This window comes from Streptomyces sp. NPDC043854 (assembly GCF_056436005.1).
In genome coordinates this window covers 31,724-52,560 of sequence record NZ_JBWKDK010000043.1, presented here as the reverse complement: position 1 = coordinate 52,560, position 20,837 = coordinate 31,724, and the positions used below count along the sequence as shown (strand labels likewise).

16 protein-coding genes are annotated in these 20,837 nt (G+C 74.6%); 4 read left to right on the top strand and 12 right to left on the bottom strand.

Going from position 1 to position 20,837, the window contains the following annotated elements; translation table 11 throughout:
* Positions 1-145: 145 nt before the first annotated feature.
* From AC068A_RS29365 to AC068A_RS29310, 12 genes are all read right to left on the bottom strand, one after another.
* The gene (locus AC068A_RS29365; RefSeq protein WP_478589282.1) at positions 146-2,752 is read right to left on the bottom strand and encodes an acyl-CoA reductase; all 2,607 of its coding nucleotides are present in this window, start codon (positions 2,750-2,752) and stop codon (positions 146-148) included.
* Positions 2,749-3,915 carry a LuxE/PaaK family acyltransferase gene (locus AC068A_RS29360; protein WP_478589281.1) on the bottom strand — a complete coding sequence of 389 codons (1,167 nt, stop codon included), beginning with the start codon at positions 3,913-3,915 and terminating at the stop codon, positions 2,749-2,751. The genes AC068A_RS29365 and AC068A_RS29360 overlap by 4 nt, the downstream gene beginning before the upstream one ends.
* On the bottom strand, positions 3,912-5,072 hold the full coding sequence (locus AC068A_RS29355; RefSeq protein ID WP_478589280.1) for a GNAT family N-acetyltransferase: 1,161 nt from the start codon (positions 5,070-5,072) through the stop codon (positions 3,912-3,914). Before AC068A_RS29355 ends, AC068A_RS29360 begins: the two co-directional genes overlap by 4 nt.
* Positions 5,069-6,544, bottom strand: coding sequence for an MFS transporter (locus tag AC068A_RS29350; protein WP_478589279.1), 1,476 nt, complete (start codon positions 6,542-6,544; stop codon positions 5,069-5,071). The genes AC068A_RS29355 and AC068A_RS29350 overlap by 4 nt, the downstream gene beginning before the upstream one ends.
* On the bottom strand, positions 6,541-7,827 hold the full coding sequence (locus AC068A_RS29345; RefSeq protein ID WP_478589278.1) for a phenylacetate--CoA ligase family protein: 1,287 nt from the start codon (positions 7,825-7,827) through the stop codon (positions 6,541-6,543). The genes AC068A_RS29350 and AC068A_RS29345 overlap by 4 nt, the downstream gene beginning before the upstream one ends.
* Before the next feature lie 262 nt (positions 7,828-8,089).
* Entirely contained in the window at positions 8,090-8,815 is a 726-nt protein-coding gene (locus tag AC068A_RS29340) for a hypothetical protein (RefSeq protein WP_478589277.1), read from the bottom strand.
* A gap of 86 nt (positions 8,816-8,901) precedes the next feature.
* Positions 8,902-9,459, bottom strand: coding sequence for a DoxX family membrane protein (locus AC068A_RS29335; RefSeq protein ID WP_478589276.1), 558 nt, complete (start codon positions 9,457-9,459; stop codon positions 8,902-8,904).
* A gap of 151 nt (positions 9,460-9,610) precedes the next feature.
* Positions 9,611-12,187: a PEP/pyruvate-binding domain-containing protein gene (locus AC068A_RS29330; protein WP_478589275.1), complete on the bottom strand. Its 2,577-nt coding sequence runs from the start codon at positions 12,185-12,187 to the stop codon at positions 9,611-9,613.
* A gap of 178 nt (positions 12,188-12,365) precedes the next feature.
* Complete coding sequence (locus AC068A_RS29325) at positions 12,366-13,094, bottom strand: spermidine synthase family protein (protein WP_478589274.1); 729 nt, start codon at positions 13,092-13,094, stop codon at positions 12,366-12,368.
* A 76-nt stretch (positions 13,095-13,170) separates the two neighbouring features.
* Entirely contained in the window at positions 13,171-13,482 is a 312-nt protein-coding gene (locus AC068A_RS29320) for an antibiotic biosynthesis monooxygenase family protein (protein ID WP_478589273.1), read from the bottom strand.
* A gap of 167 nt (positions 13,483-13,649) precedes the next feature.
* Positions 13,650-14,267 (bottom strand): GNAT family N-acetyltransferase, encoded by a 618-nt coding sequence (locus AC068A_RS29315; RefSeq protein ID WP_478589272.1) that lies wholly within the window; start codon positions 14,265-14,267, stop codon positions 13,650-13,652.
* 32 nt (positions 14,268-14,299) lie between these two features.
* Positions 14,300-15,073: a DeoR/GlpR family DNA-binding transcription regulator gene (locus AC068A_RS29310; RefSeq protein ID WP_478589271.1), complete on the bottom strand. Its 774-nt coding sequence runs from the start codon at positions 15,071-15,073 to the stop codon at positions 14,300-14,302.
* 168 nt (positions 15,074-15,241) lie between these two features.
* On the opposite strand from AC068A_RS29310, the gene AC068A_RS29305 reads away from it, so the two are divergent.
* The 4 genes from AC068A_RS29305 (at position 15,242) to AC068A_RS29290 (ending at position 20,813) form a co-directional block, all read left to right on the top strand.
* Positions 15,242-16,492 (top strand): MFS transporter, encoded by a 1,251-nt coding sequence (locus AC068A_RS29305; protein WP_478589270.1) that lies wholly within the window; start codon positions 15,242-15,244, stop codon positions 16,490-16,492.
* On the top strand, positions 16,489-17,094 hold the full coding sequence (locus AC068A_RS29300) for an HAD family hydrolase (RefSeq protein ID WP_478589269.1): 606 nt from the start codon (positions 16,489-16,491) through the stop codon (positions 17,092-17,094). The genes AC068A_RS29305 and AC068A_RS29300 overlap by 4 nt, the downstream gene beginning before the upstream one ends.
* Positions 17,095-17,394: 300 nt before the next feature.
* On the top strand, positions 17,395-18,849 hold the full coding sequence (locus tag AC068A_RS29295) for a hypothetical protein (RefSeq protein WP_478589268.1): 1,455 nt from the start codon (positions 17,395-17,397) through the stop codon (positions 18,847-18,849).
* 269 nt (positions 18,850-19,118) lie between these two features.
* A complete protein-coding gene (locus AC068A_RS29290) occupies positions 19,119-20,813 on the top strand; it encodes a carboxylesterase/lipase family protein (protein WP_478589267.1) in 1,695 nt (564 codons plus the stop codon).
* Positions 20,814-20,837: the final 24 nt, after the last annotated feature.

The following is a 20,837-nucleotide window of genomic DNA, read 5'->3' as shown; positions in this document are numbered from 1 at the left end:
CCTTGGGGGGTTTCGTCGGGAGGGGGGGGCGGGGGGGGGGACACTTCTGTAGAAGGGGTTCCCGCCGTCCAACCGAGACCTGGTGGGGCCCAGAACGGCCCCCACCCCGGTCGGCCGGTCCGTCACCGGACCGGCGGGACAACGCCTACTGGCGGCGGGTGTCCACCACGGAGCGGAGCTTGCCGCTGGTGGGACTGCGGTCCAGCGACGCGCCGTCGACCGCCTCGACCACCAGGTCCAGCAGCCGCTCCGCCACCGCCGCGCGGAGCTCGGGGTAGCCGGCCAGGAACACCTCGCGCAGCCGCTCCGGGTCCGTCCCGGCGGACCGCTCCACCCGCACCGTCAGCCGCTCGCGCTCCTCCTCGCCGCCGAGCAGGATCTGGAGCTCGCCGCGGTGGCCGCCCTGCTCCTCCGCCAGGGACACGAAGCGGCGGTGGTTGAGGAAGTACGTCGCCACCCGCATCACGTCGCCGGTGCGGCCCTGGAGCTCGAAGCGCGGGGCGTGGCTGCCGCACGGGCAGCGGCCGGGCACGGCCCGCCCCAGGTCGCCGATGGCGTACCGGCCCAGCTGCTGGCCGCGCCGGGCGTGCGTGGTGAACACCAGCCGGCCCGTCTCGCCCGGCACGACCGGCCGGTCCTCCTCCGGGTCGAGGATCTCCATCGTGTGCAGGTCGGCGTGGAGGTGGTGGACGCCGCCCGAGCTCTCGGTGCACTGGTAGCCCAGCGGGCCGAGGTCGGTGCTGCCGTAGGTGAGGGAGCGGACCACCTCGATGCCGAACTCTTCCTTCAGCACGCGCTGCTGCTCCGGCGTGAAGTGCTCGCCGCCGTAGAACACCTTGCGCAGGCCCCCGTAGGCGCGCAGCGCGTCCGCCTCCGCGTGCAGCAGCTGCCACAGGTAGGACGGCATGCCGAAGAGGGTGTTCGCCCCGTGGTCGATCAGGGCCCGGGCCGTCGCGCGGTGGTCGGGTCCGGCGGCCAGCGGGAGCTGGACCCCGCCGAGCCGCTCCAGGATGGAGAAGAAGCTGATGAAGCTGCCGTACATGCCGCCGCAGTAGAAGAGGTTGGCCGTACGGTCCCCGACCGGGTCGTAGCCGGCGGCGAGCAGGCCGCGGGCCGCGGCGTGCATCTGCGTGTCGTAGTCGTCGTAGCTGAACAGCGACAGCGCCGGGGCGCCCGTGCTGCCGCCGCTGTGGAAGTACAGCTCCGCGTCGGCGCGGCCCACCCGGCCGTTGCGCTCCTGCACCTCCTCCTTGCCCAGCAGCGGGCCGGCGGGCGCCGGCAGGACCACGGGCCGGGCCAGGTCGTCCAGGCAGGCGGTGGTGGCGAACCGGGCCGGGTCGGCCTGGACGGCGACACGGCGGCTGTAGCGCTGGAGCGCGTACACCCCGTCGTGCGGCTCGCCCGCGTAGCTCTCGAGCATCGCGCCGACGGGCGTGACACGGGTGACACCGGCCGCCAGGGCGGTGCGCGACAGCTCGGCGATGTCGGTCCGGCTGCCGGCGATGCCCGCGGTCTGGAGGTAGCGGCGCATCGGACGCAGGGTCGCGATCACCCGCTTGCGGGGCAGCGGCTTGACCCACACGCTGCGGTACAGCGGGGACGCCGTCAGCGGGGACCGGGTGTCGGCCATGACCCGCCACGAGCCGTCGGCCGCTGCGAACACCCGGGTCAGGCCGAGGTGCTCCTCCAGCCGGGCCACCAGCTCCGTGGTGGTCAGCTCGGCCTCCTCGGCCGGGTCCCGGTCACCGCCCGGGGCACCGTCCCGTGCGCCGGGCGGCGGGGCGGCCGCGGACCGGGCCGCGAGGACGCCGGCGAAGCGCTCCGCGAACGCGAAGACCTCGTCCTCGTCCTCGGTGTCCAGGTAGACCACCTGCGGGCTGGCGCAGGCCTGCTGCTCGTGGCGGCACACGTCCTCGGCGAGGGCGTCGAGCGTGCCCGGGTCCGACCAGGCGTCGCCGGTGAGGTAGGCGAAGGAGATCCGGTGCCCCCACTCCACCAGCCGGCAGCCGGCCGGCACATGGGAGGCCACCCCTGCGACGGCGGCCTCCCCGCCCCAGACGGCGACGGCGTCCGCGGGCGCGCACATCAGGCGCAGCCACTCCTGCCGGGAGGATCCGAAGCGCAGGACGACGATCCGCGCGGCCAGTGCCCCGCCGGGGTCCAGGGCGGTCAGCTCGGCCATCAGGGCCTGCGTGAAGAGGGTGTCGGCGCTGCTGGTCTTGAGGACGTTGACGTTGCCGGCGAGCAGGCCCTCCACGATGCTCAGCGGGGCGACGGTGGCCGCGTTGCCGGGGGCGATGTGCGCGACCATGCCCACCGGCGCCCACGCCTCGTACACCGCCTCGCGCGGGTCGGGCCGGTTCAGCCGGCCGGGCGCGGCGGTGCCCAGCTCCCGGCGCAGCTTGCGGGTCAGCTCCCGGCGGCCGAGGTGGTGGCCGAGCTCGGCCAGGAGCGCCGCCGGGTCCTCGTCCTCGGGCAGGTGCACGCCCAGCCGGGCGTGCACGGGGTGCTCCGGGTCGAGGAGGGCGCAGGCCAGGGCGTCGCAGGCGGCCAGCACGGTCTCGGTCTCCAGTACGGAGCCCAGCGCGGCCTCGACCGCGGCCGGGAGCCCGGCGAGCCTGCGCCCGGCCTCCTCGTCGCCGATGAAGGCGCCCTGCCAGAAGTGCGGTGCGGCGGCGGTCGGCCCGCCACCGGTCCCGTGCGCGGTCACGCTCACGTTCATGCTCATGCTGCCGGTCGTGGTCACGGTCACGCCATTCCCTTCATCAGTTCCGCGGCGGCCACCGCGCAGCTCCGGTTGCGGCTCACCCCGGCACGGCCGTGGACGGTGAACCAGGGGGTCTGAAGCCCGCACCCGCAGGCGTCCCCCGGCTGGAGGGAGGCCAGGTCGCCCATGACCACGCTCTGGGCGGGCACGGACGTGATGTACGGCGACACCAGGTGGAGGTAGCCCCGCTCCCCGTACGGCAGCGGCTCCAGGGTGCGGGTGGAGCGGATCGTCACCCGCGACCAGACGGGCGCGTGCAGCCGGTGCCGCTCGCACTCGATGTACGGGATGCAGTGCTCGACCGAGCCGAAGGTGTCCCGGATCCGCTCGCCGGGGATGCCGAGCTGCTCGGTGACCCGGGCGTACAGCTCCTCCTTGCCGATCTGCCGGTCGGCGTGCCCCTTCCAGCCGCCGCCGAGGACGACGAGGGAGCCCTCGGGCAGGCGCAGCGGCGGCACGCCCATGGCCCGCATCCGCTCCAGGGTGAACCACAGGAAGGCGGGGAAGCCGAGGATGCGGACCGGCGCGTCGTCCCGCTCGAAGCGGCGCAGCGCGGCGATGCAGCCGAAGGGGTCGAACTCGTGGTCGCCGCCGGCGCCGCCGCCGGTGTTGCGGAGGGCGTACTCGACGCTGCGCGCGGGGGCGAAGTCGCAGAGGTAGTTGTCGGTGAAGGCGGTGCCGAGGTTCAGGGACGGGGCCGGTTCATAGCTGTAGAGCAGGTAGTTGACCTCCTGCTCCGGGGTGATCCAGCCGTTGCGCTCGAAGATCCGGGCGACCATGCGCTGGGCGGAGCGGATCGTCCAGTGGTCGAAGAACATCTGCGACTTCTGGCCGGTGGTGCCGGAGGAGGTCAGGTGCAGCTCGACGTCCTCCCGGGGGATGGACAGCACCTCGTGCCGCTTGAAGAAGTTCGCGTGGACCAGCGGCGTGCGGTACGGCTCTCCCTCCGCGGCGGGCGTGGCCTCGTACAAGGAGCGGAAGAACGGGGACCGTTCGGTGTGCCAGGCGTTGATCTCCGCCATGGCGGCGGCGAACAGCTCGTCCTCGGCGGGCCCGCAGGCGTACGGGTCGGCCAGGTCGCACAGTTGCTGCACGTGCGGCAGGAGGGCGGGGTCGGGCACGCCGACCGGGGCGAGATGGGGGTTCATCGGGCAACCTCGGGTGATGTGGGCAGATGCGTCGACGCCCAGGCCGACACGTAGCAGTCCAGATAGGGCTGGAGGGGCGGTTCGACGGCGACCCCGCGGAAGTCGATCCGCTCGGTGGAGCGGGACAGCACCACGTAGTCGTGGAAGCCGTCGCCGTCCGCGCGCATCGCCGGGTACAGCGCACCGGCGACGAACCCCTGGGCCAGGAAGGCCGCGAGGGCCTCCCCGTGCGCCAGCGGCACCAGGGCCTCCACGTATCCGGCGCCCGCGCGGGCCAGGGCCCGGGTGACGGGTCCGAGGTGGGCGGCCGCCGCGGCCGGGTCGGGGTGGGCGGTCAGCAGGGAGCAGTAGCCCCCGGCCCGGTTGAGGTAGGCGTAGACCTCGAACCGGCCGTCCTCGGGGGTGAGCAGCACGTTCGGGGTGTGCAGCGGGTAGAACCAGCCCTCGGCGCCGGGGAAGTGGTCGCGGAACCGGCGGCGGACGAAGGCCGGAGCCTCGATCACCTCCAGCCGCGTGGCGGCCTCCGGCGCCGGCGGGGCCGGTACCGGTGCGGCGGGCGGGGCCGCGGCGGCGGCCCGGACCCCGGAGAAGCCGATGCCCAGCACGGATTCGGCGGTCCGCAGCAGCGGCAGCAGCGGGGCGGGCACCTCGGCGACGGGCATCCGGCGGTCGAGCACACCCGCCGAGTGACGCGCGTAGAGCGCGAGGCTCTCGCGGCTGCTGAGATCCACCGCGTTGGGCAGGATGCCCAGCGGGCGGAAGCCGTTGCGGGCGACGACCCGCTGCGGGCCGGCGCTGACCGTACGGACGGTGGCGTACACCGAGTCCAGCCGCCCGGTGTCCAGCATCCGGGCGCACAGCGCCTCGGTCAGCGCGGCGGCCAGGCCGCCCGAGCGGTGCTCGGGGTGCACGGCGATGCCCTCGAGGCGGCCGATGCGGCTGCCGGCCTCGCTCCGGATCGCGGCCGAGGCGGTCAGCGCCCCGGTGCCGGGGCAGCGGCCGACGAGCCACAGGGAGTGCGGGTCGGCGATGAGCCGGGCCATCTCGGCGGGATCGGTGCCGAGGGCCACGGGGTAGTGGGGTCCGTAGACGGCGTAGTAGAGCTGGCGCAGTTCGGCGATGTCGGCGCAGGCGGCCGGGGTGATGACGGGGTTCACCGCTCGCCTCCCGCCGGCCGGGCGGCCTCGTCGCCGACGGCATCCGCCTCCGGTTCCGGGTCCGCCTCCGCGTGCGCCTCCGCCTCCGCCTCCGCGTGCGCCTCCGCCTCCGCGTCCGGTTCCGCGTCCGCGTCCGCGTCCGCGGGTTCGGGGTGGCGGCGGCCGAGCACGGCCAGGGCACAGGCGGCGGGCAGCAGGCCGATGCCCTGCACCAGGCACAGCGTCTGCGGCGAGAGGTGGTCGCCGGCGGAGCCGAACAGCAGCGAGGCCACCGGCAGGGAGGCACCGAGCACGGCCTGCATCACGGCGAAGAAGCCGGGCTTGTCGGCGGCGGGCACCAGCCGCTGGAACAGGGCGACGAAGCGGACGCTGACCGCCCCGGCGCACCAGCCGGCGACGACCAGGCAGCCGGCGAACACCGGGCGGAGCGCGGTGAGGCCGGGCAGGGCCAGCGCGACCGCCATCAGGCCCAGGCAGTACGCGCCGGCGACGGAGGGCCGGCCCGGGACCCGGGTGCCGGTGAAGGCGCCGATGAGCGCGCCGGTGCCGAGAGAGGCCTCCAGCAGTGCCACGGTGCCCCCGCCGCCCTGGAGGACGGACCGGGTGTAGAGGGGGATGACGACGAAGACGGCGGCGGTGAAGAGGTTCGCCGCGGTGAAGCAGATCAGGATGCTTCGTACGTAGGGCAGTTCGCCGAGGATGCCGCGCAGCGTACGGCGCTGCCCGGACACCGCGGCCGGCCCGCCGGTGCCGGCGCCGCCGTCGGCGGGTGCCGGTCCGGGGGCCGCCGCGCCGGTGCGGAACCGCGCGGTCGCGACGAGGAGGGCGGCGCCCAGGTAGGCGGCGGCGCAGCCGGCGGCCAGCCCGGCCACGCCGGCCCGGTCGACGGCCAGGGCCCCGAGCAGGGCCCCGCCCAGGCCGGCCAGGGACTGGGTGGACAGCTCGAAGCCGGTGGCGGTCTCGATGTCGGCGTCGTCGACGAGCTCGGGCACCGACGTGGTCAGGCACGGGTCGAAGAAGGCCTGGCAGGTGGCCAGGGCAAGGGCGGCGGCGTACACGGCGGCCACCGGCAGGCCGCTGCCCTGCGCCCACAGGGCGAGGCCGGCCGCGACGACTCCGGCCACGGCGGCGGCGGTCCGCAGCACCGAGCGGTGCGCGAACCGGGCGACGGCCCCGGCCACGACCGGCGCCAGGGCCACGGCGGGCAGCGTGCAGACCGCCATGAACAGCCCGGAGGCCAGGCCGCCGGCGTCCTGGACGGCGTAGGCGACGAGCCACCAGGACACGCCGACCTGGAACATGCGCACGGCCCCCTGGGTCAGGACCTGCCCCAGCCAGACGGCCCCGAAGGCGCGGTTGCGCAGGACGAGCGGCAGGCGTCGGCCGCCGGGCGGAGTACCGGCCCCGGCGCCGGCGTCGGCATCGGTCTGAGGCGGGCGGCCCTCGGCCTGGGCCTCGGTCACGGCGGTCATGCGGTCGGCCTCTCGTCCAGGACCCGGACGAGCTTGCCCGAGCGCGGGTTCACGGCGAGGTCCCGGTGGCGGGCCCACTCCACGGACAGCGGGTGCACGAACCCGGCGCGCACGCTGTCCGGGTACAGCGGCCGCACGGTCTCCAGCTCCGTGACGACCGCGTCGGCCAGCGCCTCCAGCCCGCCCGGCCCGCCGTCACCGCGGCCGCCGTCCCCGGGCGCCGTCGCCAGCCGCAGCACGAGCCCGTCACGGCCCTCCCAGCGGCGCACGACCAGCTGCATGCCGACGATCCGCCCGGCGGTGTCCGCCGCGGCCACGGCCTGCTGGGCGTCCTGCGTGTAGAGGGAGACCGGCCCGACCCGTACGCCCTCCTCGGCCCGCCCGAGGATCCGGAAGTGGCCGTCCCCGGTGCCGGTCCACTCGGCCCGGTCGCCCGCCGGGTAGCGGATGACCGGCATCAGGCGCCGGAACAGGCTGGTGACCACGACCCGGCCGGGCCGCCCCGGTTCGGTGACGGGCTCACCGGTGGTGTCGTCGAGGATCTCGACGACCGAATGCGGGGTGAAGGCCCGGTGCACGCGGGAGTCGGGGCCGGGCACCGGGCGGCCGAGCAGTCCGGCGTCCACGCTCGCGTATCCGACGGAACGGGCCTCGGCGCGGGGGAACGCGGTGGCCAGCAGCCGCCGCTGGTCGGCGAAGAGGGCCTCGCCGCCGAAGAGCAGCAACTCCACCGAGTCGAGCCGGACACCGGCGGCGATCACGTGCTCGGCCAGCCGGCACAGGGTGGTCGGCGTGCCGGCCAGCACCTGGGCCGCGAGGTCGCGCAGCGTGGGAACCGTCGACTCCAGCGGAGCGGCGCCGCCGATGGGCAGGCGGACGTTGTCCACGGGCGCGTGGGCGAGGGAGTCCAGGATGAACAGGAAGCTGGCGTACAGCTCCCCGGCGTAGAAGAGGTCGGCCACCCGGTGCCCCGGGCGCAGGCCCGTGTCCACGAGCCCCTGGCCGAAGGCGCTCACGAAGGTGCGCCATTCGTCGCGGGTGTAGACGGAGAACTTGGGGGACCCGGTGGTGCCGCCGGTCTTGTAGACCGTGGCCTCGCTGAGCGGGCCGGTCAGCACCCGGTTGTCGTGGAGGGTGTTGGCCGCCCAGAACTCCCGCTGGTCCACGACCGGCAGGTCGGTGAGGCGGTCGGCGTCCGGCGGCAGGGACGCGTAGAGGTCCCGGTAGAAGGGCGAGTTGTGGCGGGCGAAACGTATGAGGTCCGAGAGCTGCTGGGCGGACATGCGGCCTTTGCCTAGGTGAACGGGAACAGGGGCGGGAGCCACCTCGGGGCGCGACAGGACCACGAGCCCCCTGCGCAATGGCCGATGGTGGGTACGGGGGAACCCCCGCACCCCCGCCTCCTCGACGCACGCCGATAACTGACGTGCAGTCACGATGATGGAACATCATTTCGGTTACCGCCAAATTGGCCAAATATTTCCGGCCATGGCGACCTGAACCCGCGAGGTTTTCACGCGGGGACGTCCGGTGGGCCGCCCCGGTTCACCCGTCCACGACCTCGACGCCGGCGGCGAGCATCCGGGCGATGATCTGCTCGGCGAGCACGTCGTGGCAGATCAGGAGCTCCATCGGGCGTTCGCCCTTCGTGACGATCGTGTAGCCGCTGCCCGTGTCCTCCAGCCGCCACTCGTGCCGCCGTGTGGTCCACATGTCGGCGTACGGGGCGAGGTCCGGCTCGGCGGCGTGCGCTGCGGTGCGGTTTCGGTCGCCGGATCCGGGCGGCGGCGGTGCGGCCCGGAACGTCACTGCGGGCAGATGGTCGCCGCCCGGTCCGGCCGGCGGCAGCAGGAGCCCGGGGCACCGGTCCTCGCCCAGCGCCTCCAGGACCTCGTCGGCGGGGTAGCCGAACAGGTCGATGCCGTCGAGGACGACGGGGACCGCCGCCGGGCCGCGCCACGACGACGTCCGGTGGCCGCTCCGCCGGACCGTGACCTCGTCCAGCGTCAGGCCGCCCGGTCCGGAAGCAGCCGGTCCCGCCACCGGCCCCGCCATCGGCTCTGGCTCCGGCGCCGGGGCATCCGTACGGGCCGTCAGTTCGAGGTCGCACCAGCGGACGGAGTACCCCCACCCGGCGCCCGGCGCGGCATCCTCCCCGACCGGGCCCAGGACGGCCAGGACCTCCCGGACGGCGTCCCCGTCCACACCGAAGCGGAGCACGCCGGCAGCGTCCGGCAGGACGACACCGGTCCCGGGCAGCAGTTCGATCACCCGCAGATCGTCGCGCCCGTCACCGCCCCTCGCAACCAGGCGGGAGCCGCGCGGCACCGGCCGCACGGGGGCACGGCCGGTGGGCGTCATGCGCCGTCGTCGGGGCGCCCGTTCTGCCGGGCGGTGGAGGCCTCCGCGGACTCCATGGCCGCGATGCGCCGCCTGACCACCACCGTGGCGGCGGCCGCGCTGAAGGTGAACGCCGCCAGCAGGACCGCGGGCCGGTCCAGCCTGTGCCGGGTCAGGCGGTCGACCGAGAAGCATCCCGGTCCCGAGATCCCGAGCGCGGCGGCGACGAAGCCGAGGAACGCCGGGTACTCGAAGCCGCCGGCCTGCGCGAAGAACCCCGCCGGCGCATGCACCGAAACGGCCCCGGCCATGGCGCCCGCGGCGGCGGCGCCCGCCGCCGGGGTCGCGAACCCCAGGGCGAGGAGGGCGCCGCCGCCCGCCTCGCCGAGCCCGGCTGCCATGGCACTCGGGCGTCCGGGGGTGAAGCCCATGTGCTCCATGGCCTTGGCGGTGCCGTCGAGGCCGCCTCCGCCGAACCAGCCGAACAGCTTCTGCGTGCCGTGCGCGATCAGCACCCCGCCCGCTCCGAGGCGCAGGGCGAGCAGCCCGAGGTCCTTGCGACGCGTCAGGGGCATGGGGGAGGCCTTTCGGACGGGGAGCACGAGGGGCACTCCCCGCAGGATCAGTCCGCTGCCCCGGGCCCCCGCGGCCCCACACCGCGCGGCCGACGGAGCCCCACCGAATGGCGGACCGGCCCCCCTTGGCCGACCGGGCCGGCCGCGTCGGTCATGCCGTCCCGTACGGCTGGACCACGGACACCGTGCCGCGGCCGCCGTCCACCCGGATCCGGTCCCCGGTGCGGATCCGCGTCGTCGCGTTCCCGCAGCCGACCACGGCCGGAATGCCCAGTTCCCGGGCCACGATGGAGGCGTGCGAGAGGTTCGCGCCGACATCGGTGACGATGGCCGATATCCGGGTGAACAGCGGGGTCCACCCGATGTTGGTCACCGTGGTCACCAGGATCTCGCCCGGCCGGATGTCCGCCCCTTCCTCGACGGTGGCCACGACCCGGGCGATGCCCTCCACCACACCGCCGGACGCCGGGGAACCGGAGACGGCGTCCGTGACCGGCACCGCGGCGTGCGCGTCGTACAGGTCGGCGCGCCGGTCCGGGTCCGCCGCCCACGCGGCCGGATCGAACTCGCCCCGGATCAGCGTCGGATAGGCGGGCAGCGCCCGGTAGCCCTCGTACGCGGCGCGCCGCGCCGGCACCGCGGCCAGCGGCCCCCGGTCCCCGCCGAGCACGGCGAGGATCTCCTCGCGGAACAGGAAGAACAGGTCCTCCCCGGCCCCGGACACCTCGCCCGCCCGCAGCACGAACGTGCGCAGCAGCCAGAACACCCGGGCCACCTCGGTTCGGGCGGCCTCGCGCAGCCGGGCCGAGGCCGCCCACCGGTCCACCGCGCGGTGCAGCCCGGCCACCCGGCGCGGGTGGCGTGCGGCGCACCGCTCCCAGGCCGCCGCCCGCGCCGCGGTCTGCCGGCCCAGGCGCAGCCCGGCGTCCTCCTCGACGGTGCCGAGCGCGGCGAGCTGCCGGTCGATCCACTCCGGGTCCTCTGCCGGCCGGGGGAGGGACACCTCGAACTCGTGCGGGCCCCGGTGGCCGTACGCGCGCGTGTACCCGGCCCGGTCGATCTCGCCGCGGGCCAGCCGCTCCAGCCCCAGCAGCGGCCCCATGCTGGCGAGTTGGCCCTCGTCGCCGAGACCCGTGGTCATCAGGTCGGCGTCCTCCTCGCCCACCAGGGCGCGCAGGGTGCCGCGTACCTTGACCAGCGCGTCGCCGTCCTGCCGGGTGGCGGCCTGCAGCATGTGGCAGCACAGCCGGAACCAGGCGGATACCTCCGACTCCCACAGGGCCCGCAGCTCCTGCGCGTCGGCCGCGCCCGCGACGCGGGTCCGGAGCTCCTCGCAGCGGGCCGGTGCCCGCTCGAGGAACTCCGGCAGCCGCTTGCCGTTGGCCCGGATCCGGCTGACGACGGAGAACGCCTCGCCGATGGTGTCCCGCCACACCCGCATCCTGGAGGCGGGCAGCAGCGGGATCCGTACCCCCTCCGGCAGACGGCCGAAGACCAGCTCGTTGGCGCGCGCGAACTTGGCACCCTGACCGAACGCGGCGGCGAGGGTGGCCGTGACGCTGAGGTTCATGTAGAAACGGCCGCCGATGTTGCCGTACATCGGCCGGCCCTCCAGGGTGGCCCCGACCATGACGTCGCCCATGAAGTCCTTGATGAACGACCAGGTGGCGGGGGTCATCACATCCGGTACGGCCTCGCCCAGGTTGGCGCTCGTCCACAGGGAGTCGGTGCCGAGGCTGTCGTTCCACACCTCGGGCTGCGCGGCCGCCCGGGCGGTGATCGGGCGGGCCTGGAGGATGCGGAACTCCCCGTTTTCGCGGGCCCATTCGACATCGCGCGGGTCGCCGTACAGCTGCTCGATCCTCAGGCCGAGCCGGGCGAGGTCGGCGGCCTCCGCGGCGCTGAGCACGGGGGCCTCGCGCCGGTCGGCGGGGACGGGCTCCTCCCGCGTCCCCGCCGTGGCGGGGACGGTCATGACCTCCTTGGTGGCGATCCGCTCCTCGACCACGGCCAGGCTCGTACGGTCGACGGCCACGGTGTCGGGGGTGACCAGCCCGCTGACGACGGCCTCGCCCAGGCCCCAGGCCGCGTTGACGACGACCCGCTCGGCGCCGGCGACGCCGCCGCCGAGCGGGTCGACGGTGAACATCACCCCGGCGGCGTCGGCGGAGACCAGTTCCTGCACGACGACGGCGAGGGAGACCTCCTCGTGGGCGATCCCGGCCCGCTCGCGGTAGGCGACGGCACGGTCGGTCCACAGCGAGGCCCAGCAGTTGCGGACCGCCGCCAGCAGGTCCTCCTCCCCGCGGATGTTCAGGTACGTGTCCTGCTGGCCGGCGAAAGACAGGTCGGGCAGGTCCTCCGCGGTGGCGGACGAGCGCACGGCGACCGTCCGCGCACCGTCGCCGAGCTGCGCGTACGCCTTCCCGACGGCCTGCCGCAGCGGGTCCGGCAGCGGGGACCCCGCGAACCGCGCCCGGATCCGGGTCCCCGCGTCCCCGGCGGCGAGATCCGCGCGGAGGTGTCCGGCGATGCCCGTCGCGGTGACGAACTCCCGGTAGGCGGCGGTCGTCACATGGAACCCGCCGGGCACGGGCAGCCCGGCGCGGGCGAGTTCGGCCAGCGCCGCGCCCTTGCCCCCGACGTGGTCCAGCGTCGCCTCGGCATCGTCCAACAGCAGTACGAAATCCACGGTCCCGTCCCCCGAGTCGGCCTGAAGGAAGACCATGATCACGTACTCCGCTCCGGCAGGGAAGACCTGCCCACGGCACCCCGGCCAGGTCGGGCGCGGACACCCAGGCCATGGGGAACTGCCGGCCGGGACCCGCCGCACCGGCCGGGTGCAGACCGTGGCGCCGTACGGGCATGGTGTTGGCCAGCGGGCAGAGCCATGAGCTCCCCCTGAGTCAGTCGGTCACGTTTGTCGAACCCACCCGGCCGTCGGCCGCCGGCTTCCGGGCCAGGTGGACCACGTCGGGCACCCCGCGGGCCACCGGGACCTCCTGCGTCCGCACGGAGCCGAACCCTGCGTCGCGCAGGGCCTGTTCGAAGGCCGGGGAGGGCTGCGCCGACCAGACGGCGAGGACCCCGCCCGGGTGGAGCCGGTCCCGGCACGAGGCGAGACCGGCGGGGGAGTACAGGCCCCGGTTGTCCTCGTCCACCGTCCAGTCGGGGCCGTTGTCGATGTCGAGGCAGAGCGCGTCGTAGCGGTCGGCGGAATCCGCCAGATAGGCCACCAGGTCGGTGTGCAGGATCGTGGTCCGCGGATCGGCGCGGGCCGCGGAGGACACCGCGCCGAGCGGGCCCGTCCGGTGCCATTCGATGATCGCCGCCTCGCGCTCCACGACGGCGATCCGTCCCCAGCCTCTGCGCGCGGCGGCATGCGCGAGCGAGAAGCCGACGCCGAGTCCGCCGATCAGCAGGGACGGTGCCGGGCCGCCCGGCGGCGGGTCGAGGGCGAGGTAGGCGGCGTCGATCAGCAGCCGCTCCGAACGGCCGTCGGAGGTGTCCATCAGGAAGCAGCCGTTCGCGATGATCTCGTACGTGGCGCCCCGGCGCCGCAGCACGACCTCGCCGAACGGGCCTTCCCTGCGGTCCAGTGTCTCGGGGGTCCCCGGTGTGACAGATGCCTTCATGCGGGGTTCAACGAGGGGCGCGAGACGGGTGTTCCGGGCCGTGCCGACCTGCCTGCGGCTGCGGCTGCGGCTGCGGTCAGTGTGCGACTGCGGCGTCCGGTTCCGCGAGCATGTCGTCCACGATGAGCATCCGCGTCTCCGGGAAGCCCTCGGCGATGGCCTCCCGCATCATGGCCAGGCCGTCCGGGTCGGGTTCCCCGCACTGCGCGCGCGTCTCCTCGTCGGGCCAGCGCGCGTACGCCACCCACGTCCCGTCGTCGGCCTGGTGCAGCCGCGACCCGTAGCTCCCGCACGTGGCGTGGATCGCGGCCGTCACCCGGTGCCATCCGTCGGCGAACTGCTCCTCCATGCCCTCGCGGAGCCGCCATCGGTAGATCACAGCGAACATGTCCCGAGTCCTCCCGTCTGGTGTCGAGCGATCGTGCCGTGGGCGCACACCCCACGGTCCGTCATGTGCCGGGCGAGCCGGCCGTGCCGGGCCCGCTCGCGCACACTGCGCACCCTATGGCGCCGGGCGGCCTCCGGCAGGGTGCAAAGACGGCCCGGGATCACCGGTCAATTCGCCTGCCGCCCGGACCGCTCCGAGGGCGGGGGATCCCCCTGGACGCGGGCGTGCAGATGCTCGTCGTGCCAGCCGTCCGCGTGCAGCAGGGCGCTGCGCAGGGTGCCTTCGAGGGCGAAGCCCGCACGGGCCGCCACCGCGCAGGAGGCGGTGTTGGCGACGGAGTGGGTGATGCGGAGCCGGTGCAGGCCCAGGTCCTCCAGCGCCCACCGGCTGACGCGGACGACGGCGTCGGTCATCGCCCCGCGGCCGCGGCCCGCGGGAAGGAGCCAGTACAGGAACTCCGCGCTGCCGCCGCGGAGGTCGACGTCGGCCAGGCCGGCGAGGCCGACGGGGCGGCCGCCGTGCGGCTCGGCGACCGCCCAGATCACCGCCTGCTCGGCCTGCCGGCGCTCCTCCCACCGGGCGATCCTGTCGCGCGCCGCGTCCGGGGTCAGGGGTTCGGGCCGGTTCCAGTGCCGGACGTCCGGGTCGTGGCACGACTCCGCGAGGACCGGCGCGTCGGCACGCGTCCACGGGCGCAGCTCGAGGCCGCAGGGCAGGGAGAAGACCGGATGCCCGGCACCGGCCAGGCGGCCCGCGGGCACGACATCGGGGATGGAAACGATCATCCCGGCATCATGCCAGGGTGCCCCGGCCGCACTCACTCTTCGTTCGGTGCCGGGTGCAATACGTCCATGCCCCGGTCCCGCAGTGCGTCGATCGCCGGTGAGTCGGCGGGGGCGTCGGTGACGACGAGGGTGACCTGCTCGATCGGGCAGATGCGGCCCAGCGCCGTACGGCCGAGCTTGTCGGCGGTCGCCACGAGGATCACCCGCTGGGCGGCGGCGACGGCGGCCCGCTTCACCTGGACGTCGTCGAGGTTGTAGGCGGTGGCGCCCTGGACCGGGTCGATGCCGCAGCAGCCCAGGACGAACGTGTCGAAGCAGAGCTCCTTGAAGGTCTGGACGGGGGTGTGTCCGTAGAAGGAGAGCTCTTCGGCGCGCACCTGCCCACCCGGCATCACCAACTGGATGCCGGGCTGGCCGGAGAGGGCGAACGCGGCGTGCAGGGAGAGCGGGGCGACGGTGAGCCGGCGGCCGGCCATGGCCTTGGCGACCGCCACGGCGGTGGTGCCGGTGTCCAGGGCCACGGTCTCGCCGTCCGTGAGCAGTCCGACCACCGTGCGGGCCAGCCGCTCCTTGGCCTCGGCTCCGGACACGGCGCGGACCGCGTACGGCGGTTCGACGCCGCCGGGCAGGCTGCTCACGGCGCCGCCGCGCACCCGGCGCAGCGCGCCCCGGGACTCCAGGACCTCCAGGTCCCGGCGGATGGTCATCTCGGACGCACCGGTGGCCTGGGCCAGTTCGGCCACCGTCGCGCGGTTCTGCTGCACGAGCAGTCCCACGACGAACTCGTGCCTCTCCATCACGTTCATGTGTCTGCTTTTAGCACAGGCGCGCCGGGTGGGGCCGTGGAGGGGGTTTCGAACAGCAAGGCTGTTGAAACGAACATCCTCGATGTTTATAGTGTGCGCTTCGACGTGCAATTGGCGCTGTGTTGAACGCCAAGAGTGTTCGCAACGCCAGAAACGATTGGGAGGGCGATGTCCGACACCACCGAGGCCGACCTGCCGCAGGCGGCGGGAAGCCGCGTCCTCACGCCGGTCGCGATCGCCGCCTCGTGCGTCGCGTTCGTCGTGATCGGCGCCCTCCAGGCGCTCTACGGCCCTGCGATCCCGGCGCTGCGTGAGGAGTACGGCATCAGCCCCGCCGTGGCCGGGCTCGGCCTCAGCGCCCACTTCGCCGGCGCGCTCCTCGGCGTGCTCGCCTACCACCTGCTGCGGGGGCGGCTGGACAACCGGGCGCTGCTCGGCGGCTCCTGCGTGCTCATGGCCGCGGGCGCGGCGGCCTTCGCGTTCTCGCCGACCTGGCCCCTGGCCCTGACCGGCGCCTTCGTGATCGGCCTCGGCTTCGGCGGCATCGACTACGGCCTCAACCGCCTCTTCGCCGTCGGCTTCGGCCACCGCAGCACCGCCATGCTCAACCTGCTCAACGGGCACTTCGGCATCGGCGCCATCGCCGGCCCGGCCCTGATCGGCCGGCTCGGAGCGGACGACTACCCGGGGATCTTCCTCGGCCTGGGTGTGGCCGGCCTGCTCGTCCTGCTCACCCTGGGCGGTGTGGCGCGGCGTGAGCCCGAACCGGCCGCGGCGGAGGGCTCGTCCGCGGGCGGTGTCCGGGTGCTGCCGGTCATCGCCGGGTTCATCGGCGTCTACGTGCTGCACGTCGCCATCGAGACGGGCGTCGGCGGCTGGGAGCCCACCCACCTCGAAGCCGTCGGGTACGGAGCCGCCACCGCGGCGACCGCCACCTCCGCCTACTGGGCGGCCATGACGGCGGGCCGGTTCCTCGTCGCGCCGCTCAGCCTCCGGTGCTCCGCGCCGTCGATCCTGGCCGTCTGCTGCACGGGCATGGCCGGATTCCTGCTGCTGGCCACGGTTCCGGCGCTCGCCCCGTACGCGTACGCCGGCGTCGGCCTCGCGATCGGGCCCGTCTTCCCGACCTGCCTGCCCTGGCTGAATCGCGCCGTGCCCGGGGTGGCGGCGGCCGGGGCCTACGTGATCGCCGCCTCGATGATCGGCGGCGTGGCCTTTCCGCCGCTGCTCGGCGCGGTGATCGGAGTGATGGAGGTGGAGGCGGTACCCCTGGTGCTGTTCGGACTCGCCGTCGCATGCGCCGCCCTGAGCCTGTGGCTGCGCACGAACGTCCCGAACCAAGGCGCCCAAGGAACCCAAGGCGCCCAAAGAACCCAAGGAAGGCGAGGAACCCCGCAACGATGGGAAGCCGAAAAGTGAAAGCCGTTCTCTTCGACATGTTCGGTGTCATCGCCCGCCTCCAGTCGCCCGAGTCCCGGGCCGTGCTGGAGCGCACGGCCGGCGCCGACCCCGACCGATTCTGGGAGGCGTACTGGTCCCGGCGCGCCCCCTACGACCGCGGCGAGGTGATCGGCCCGGCCTACTGGGAGGGCGTCTGCGCGGAGCTGGGCGTCCCGTTCGACGACGGCCTCGCCGAGGAGTTGATCGCCGCCGACCTCGCCAGCTGGAGCGAGGTCGACCAGCGCAGCGTGGACCTGCTGGGCGCGCTCGCCGGCCGCGGGATCGTCCTCGGGCTCCTCTCCAACATTCCCGAGGAGCTCGCCGCCCGGTACGAGGCCACCCAGCCCTGGCTGGACCGGTTCGCGGTCGTCGGCCTCTCCTGCCGGATCGGCAGTGCGAAGCCCGAACCGGCCGCGTACCTGTGGTGCGTTCGCGAACTCGGGTTGCCCGCCGAGGAGGTCCTGTTCGTCGACGACCGCGCCGAGAACGTCCGGGCAGCGCTTGAACTCGGCCTCCAGGGACATGTGTTCACGTCCCACGAGGCACTCGCCGCCGCACTGGAGCCGGCCGGGCCGGAGTAGACGTCAGGCCCCGCGGCCGTTCGGGCGGCAACACGCGGTGGATTTCGCCGACTTCCGCGGCGGGCGCGGGGCGTCGGGCCGGGGGTGCGCAGGCGGGGTCTCCGCCAGCCCTCCGGCCGGAACCGGCTGATCCGTTACGTACGGCGACGGCCGGGCACACAGGCTGTCGATCGTGGCGCTCCGGTCGCAGTGGCCGGATATCGCCGTAGTGGTGAGTTGGGGTGGACATGCCTGGCATGATCGCTTCTCACGTTACTTGTCGGTAGCGTAACTTCCCCCCAACCAGAAGGTCTTACGTACGTGCGCATGCTCGCCAGACGCTTCCTGCTGCCCGGCATCACCACACTGGCGCTCACCGTCACAGGCTGCTCCTCGGCCACGCACACCGGTGCCGCAGCCCCCGCCGACCCGGCCAACCCCACCCCCGTGGCCGACGGAACGCAGCAGCTCGAGGTGGCCGCGGCCCCGCAGGGCGCGCCCGCACCGGTCGAGATCGCCCGTGTCGGCGCCGGCAAGGGCACCCCGGAGAAGTCCGCGCTGAAGGTCGCCTCCTTCGACCAGAAGACCGGCCGGGCCGTCATAGCCTCGGCCCCGCAGGGCCCGGCCCCCTCGAAGAACCCGCCGAGCTCCAAGGGCCCGCAGAACGCGCCCGGTTCGTCGGCCTCGCCCAACCAGAGCCAGAGCCCGTCCCCGGCGGCCGACAAGCCCGTCGCCGTGGGCGACGTCATCGCCAGCGCCCCCGCGCCCGGCGCCCCCAACGGCCTGCTCGCGAAGGTCACCGAGGTCGTCGGGAAGAGCGACCGCGGCACCGAGGTCAAGACGGCCCCCACGACGCTGGCCTCGGTCCTGAACGACGACAAGGCCGACGGCAAGGTCCCCGTCGACCCGTCCGCGGTCACCGTCGAGCCCCTGATGAAGGGCGTCACCTTCTCCTGGGCCAAGACCGGCGGCATGAAGTTCGGCCCCGAGGGCGCCAAGCTGCCCCTCGGCAACCTGCGGCTCGACGTGAACGCCCCGATCGAGACCGCCCCGGGCGCCCCCGTATCGGCCGGCGCCTCGGTCTCCGGATTCGTCCAGCTCGCCCCGACGGTCGAGTTCGCCTACGACGGCTCGGGCGGCGTCGGCCCGCGCACCGCCTTCCTCGGCATGAGCGGTGACTGGTCCTCGCAGTGGAGCCTCAAGGGGCACGTCGCCGCGAGCACCGGATCGCCCAAGCGGATCCCGTTCGCGAAGCTGCACGCCGCGCCCGTCATCCAGGTGGGCCCGGTCCCCGTCGTCGTCAACCTCGACCTGACCTGCTACGTCCAGGTGGAGGCCGACGGCCGCGTCACGCTCGAGGTCAGCCAGGACGTCAAGGGCGACTTCCGCGTCGGCGGCAGCTACGCCACCGGCAAGGGCTGGACCCCGGTCAGCACCTCGGCCGTCAAGAGCACCCCGGTGAAGGCCGAGGTCACCGCCTCCGGCAAGGTCAAGGGCGCCCTCGGCGCCGAGGCCGCGATCGGCCTGTACGGGGCCGTCGGCGTCTCCGCGGACTTCGCCCCGTACCTGCGCGGCGAGGCCGAGGCCAAGGCGTCCGCCTCGACCGACGGCAAGACCTCCGTCAGCGGCGCCTGGGCCCTGTACGGCGGCTTCGACCTGAGCGGCAACCTCCAGCTCCAGCTGTCCCTGTTCGGCACCCCGCTGTTCGAGCGCAAGATCCCGCTGGGATCCCTCAACCGCGAGTGGCCGCTGGCCTCGGGCCGCACCGCAAGCTGACCCGAACCGACCCACCTGGCCCGAGCTGACCCGAGCTGACCCCGACGGTCCCCACGAGGGGCGGTACGGCCGGCGTACCCCGCCGCCCGTACCGCCCCTCACCCGTTCCGGCCCGCTGCCGTACGAGCACGGGCGGGCCGGGCGGCCGTGACCCCGTCGGCGGCGGCCGGGTTCCGTACCTGATCAAGTGCCCGGCAGTGGATTGCCCCTGCTCGCGGCCGGTGTGCAGGCTCGTCCCGCCCGCCAGCCACCCGCCGAGAGGGGACCGGATGTCCACCGCCGCCCTGCCGTCCCGCCGCACGCTGCTCACCGGTGCCGCAGCGGCCGTCGCCGTCGCCGTCGCCGCCGTCGCGACGACCGCGCCGGCTGCCCGCGCCGCCGCACCCGGCCACCCCCGCCCCCGCGCCGGCAGCACCGGCACCGCAGACCGCCCGGTCGCGCGCACCACCGCCGGACCCGTCGCCGGCACCCTCGAGGGCCGCACCGCCGTGTTCCGCGGAGTGCCCTATGCCGCACCGCCCGTGGGCCCGCTGCGCTTCGCCTCGCCCCGGCCGCCCCGCCCCTGGCGCGGCATCCGGGAGGCGACGGCCTTCTCCAGCCCCTCCTTCCAGACCGTGCTGCCCGGCAGCAGCGAGAACTCCCTCTGCGCCAACGTCTGGACCCCCGACACCACGGGCCGCCGGCCCGTCCTCGTCTACGTCCACGGCGGCGGTTGGTTCCTCGGCGCCGGCAGCGAGGAGGTGTACGACGGCCGGCGCCTCGCCGACCGCGGCGACCTGGTCGTCGTCACCTTCAACTACCGGCTCGGCGCGCTCGGCTGGGGATCGCACCCCGACCTCGCCGACCCCGACACCGGACACCACGCCAACTGGGGCCTCCAGGACCAGGCCGCGCTGCTGCACTGGGTCAGGGCCAACGCCCGCGCCTTCGGCGGCGACCCGGACAACATCACCCTGGCCGGCACCTCGGCCGGCGGCTCCAGCACCTGGCAGCTGGCCCTGCTGCCCGAACTGCGGTCCGTGATCCGCCGGATTGTGCCGATCAGCGCCGCGCACGTATGGGCGCCCGCCATGGCCCTCACCCCCGAGGACTCCGTCCGCGCCTACGAAAGGGTGGCCGCGGCCCTCGGCACCACCGTCGCGGGACTGCGCGCCGCCGACGCCGTCCGGCTCGGCACCGCCTGGAACCGGCTCTTCGCGGGCAGCCCTGAGCTGCGCCCCCTCGGCAGCGGCCGCTCCTACCGCGGCCCCGTCGTCGACGGCCGGTGGATGCGCGGCCACGACCACGAACTGCCCACGCCCCGGGTGCCCGTGCTCTCCGTCCACACCGCCACCGAGGGATCCTTCTTCACCGGCCCCGGCGCCCCCTTCCCCGTACCGGCCCCGGCCGACGAGGAGCAGCTGCACGCGGCCGTACGCGCCTGCCTGCTCAAGGGGATGCCCGAGGTGCCGCCCGAGCTGACCGCCTGGTGCGTGGCCGACTACCGGGCCGCCGCGCTCGCGGAGGGGCTGCCGCACGATCCGCTGTCGCTGTGGACCGAGGTCTGGGGCGACAGCCTGTTCCGCCACCCGGTGATCCGCTTCGCCGAACGCCACGCCCGCACCGGCTCCAGCCCCGTGTACGTCACCGAGTTCGCCCACCCGGTCCGCGCCCCGCACTTCGGCACCCCGCACGAGGCCACGTCCACGTTCCTGTTCGGCACCCACCGGCTGCCCTCCCAGGCCCCGGTCTTCGGCGACACCGACCTCGAACGGACCGTGTCGGACGCCTTCATCGACCTCGTCGCCTCGTTCGCCCGCACCGGCGTCCCGTCGACCGGCCGCACGTCCGCACTGCCCCCCTTCGCCCCCGGCCGCCCCACCGCCCTGATCCTCGGCGGCCCCGACGTGACACGCCTCGCCGACCTCCCCAAGCAGCGCCAGCTGCGCTTCTGGAACGACGCGGACTGGGGGCCGCGGATCTGACCGGGCGTCGACGACCGGCATTCC

What these genes read in the sequence shown, in the direction of transcription:
- AC068A_RS29360 (WP_478589281.1), bottom strand. Translation starts at nt 3,915, where the DNA reads ATGAACCCCCATCTCGCCCCGGTCGGCGTGCCCGACCCCGCCCTCCTG.
- AC068A_RS29350 (WP_478589279.1), bottom strand. Translation starts at nt 6,544, where the DNA reads ATGACCGCCGTGACCGAGGCCCAGGCCGAGGGCCGCCCGCCTCAGACC.
- AC068A_RS29345 (WP_478589278.1), bottom strand. Translation starts at nt 7,827, where the DNA reads ATGTCCGCCCAGCAGCTCTCGGACCTCATACGTTTCGCCCGCCACAAC.
- AC068A_RS29335 (WP_478589276.1), bottom strand. Translation starts at nt 9,459, where the DNA reads ATGCCCCTGACGCGTCGCAAGGACCTCGGGCTGCTCGCCCTGCGCCTC.
- AC068A_RS29330 (WP_478589275.1), bottom strand. Translation starts at nt 12,187, where the DNA reads ATGGTCTTCCTTCAGGCCGACTCGGGGGACGGGACCGTGGATTTCGTA.
- AC068A_RS29325 (WP_478589274.1), bottom strand. Translation starts at nt 13,094, where the DNA reads ATGAAGGCATCTGTCACACCGGGGACCCCCGAGACACTGGACCGCAGG.
- AC068A_RS29320 (WP_478589273.1), bottom strand. Translation starts at nt 13,482, where the DNA reads ATGTTCGCTGTGATCTACCGATGGCGGCTCCGCGAGGGCATGGAGGAG.
- AC068A_RS29315 (WP_478589272.1), bottom strand. Translation starts at nt 14,267, where the DNA reads ATGATCGTTTCCATCCCCGATGTCGTGCCCGCGGGCCGCCTGGCCGGT.
- AC068A_RS29310 (WP_478589271.1), bottom strand. Translation starts at nt 15,073, where the DNA reads ATGAACGTGATGGAGAGGCACGAGTTCGTCGTGGGACTGCTCGTGCAG.
- AC068A_RS29305 (WP_478589270.1), top strand. Translation starts at nt 15,242, where the DNA reads ATGTCCGACACCACCGAGGCCGACCTGCCGCAGGCGGCGGGAAGCCGC.
- AC068A_RS29290 (WP_478589267.1), top strand. Translation starts at nt 19,119, where the DNA reads ATGTCCACCGCCGCCCTGCCGTCCCGCCGCACGCTGCTCACCGGTGCC.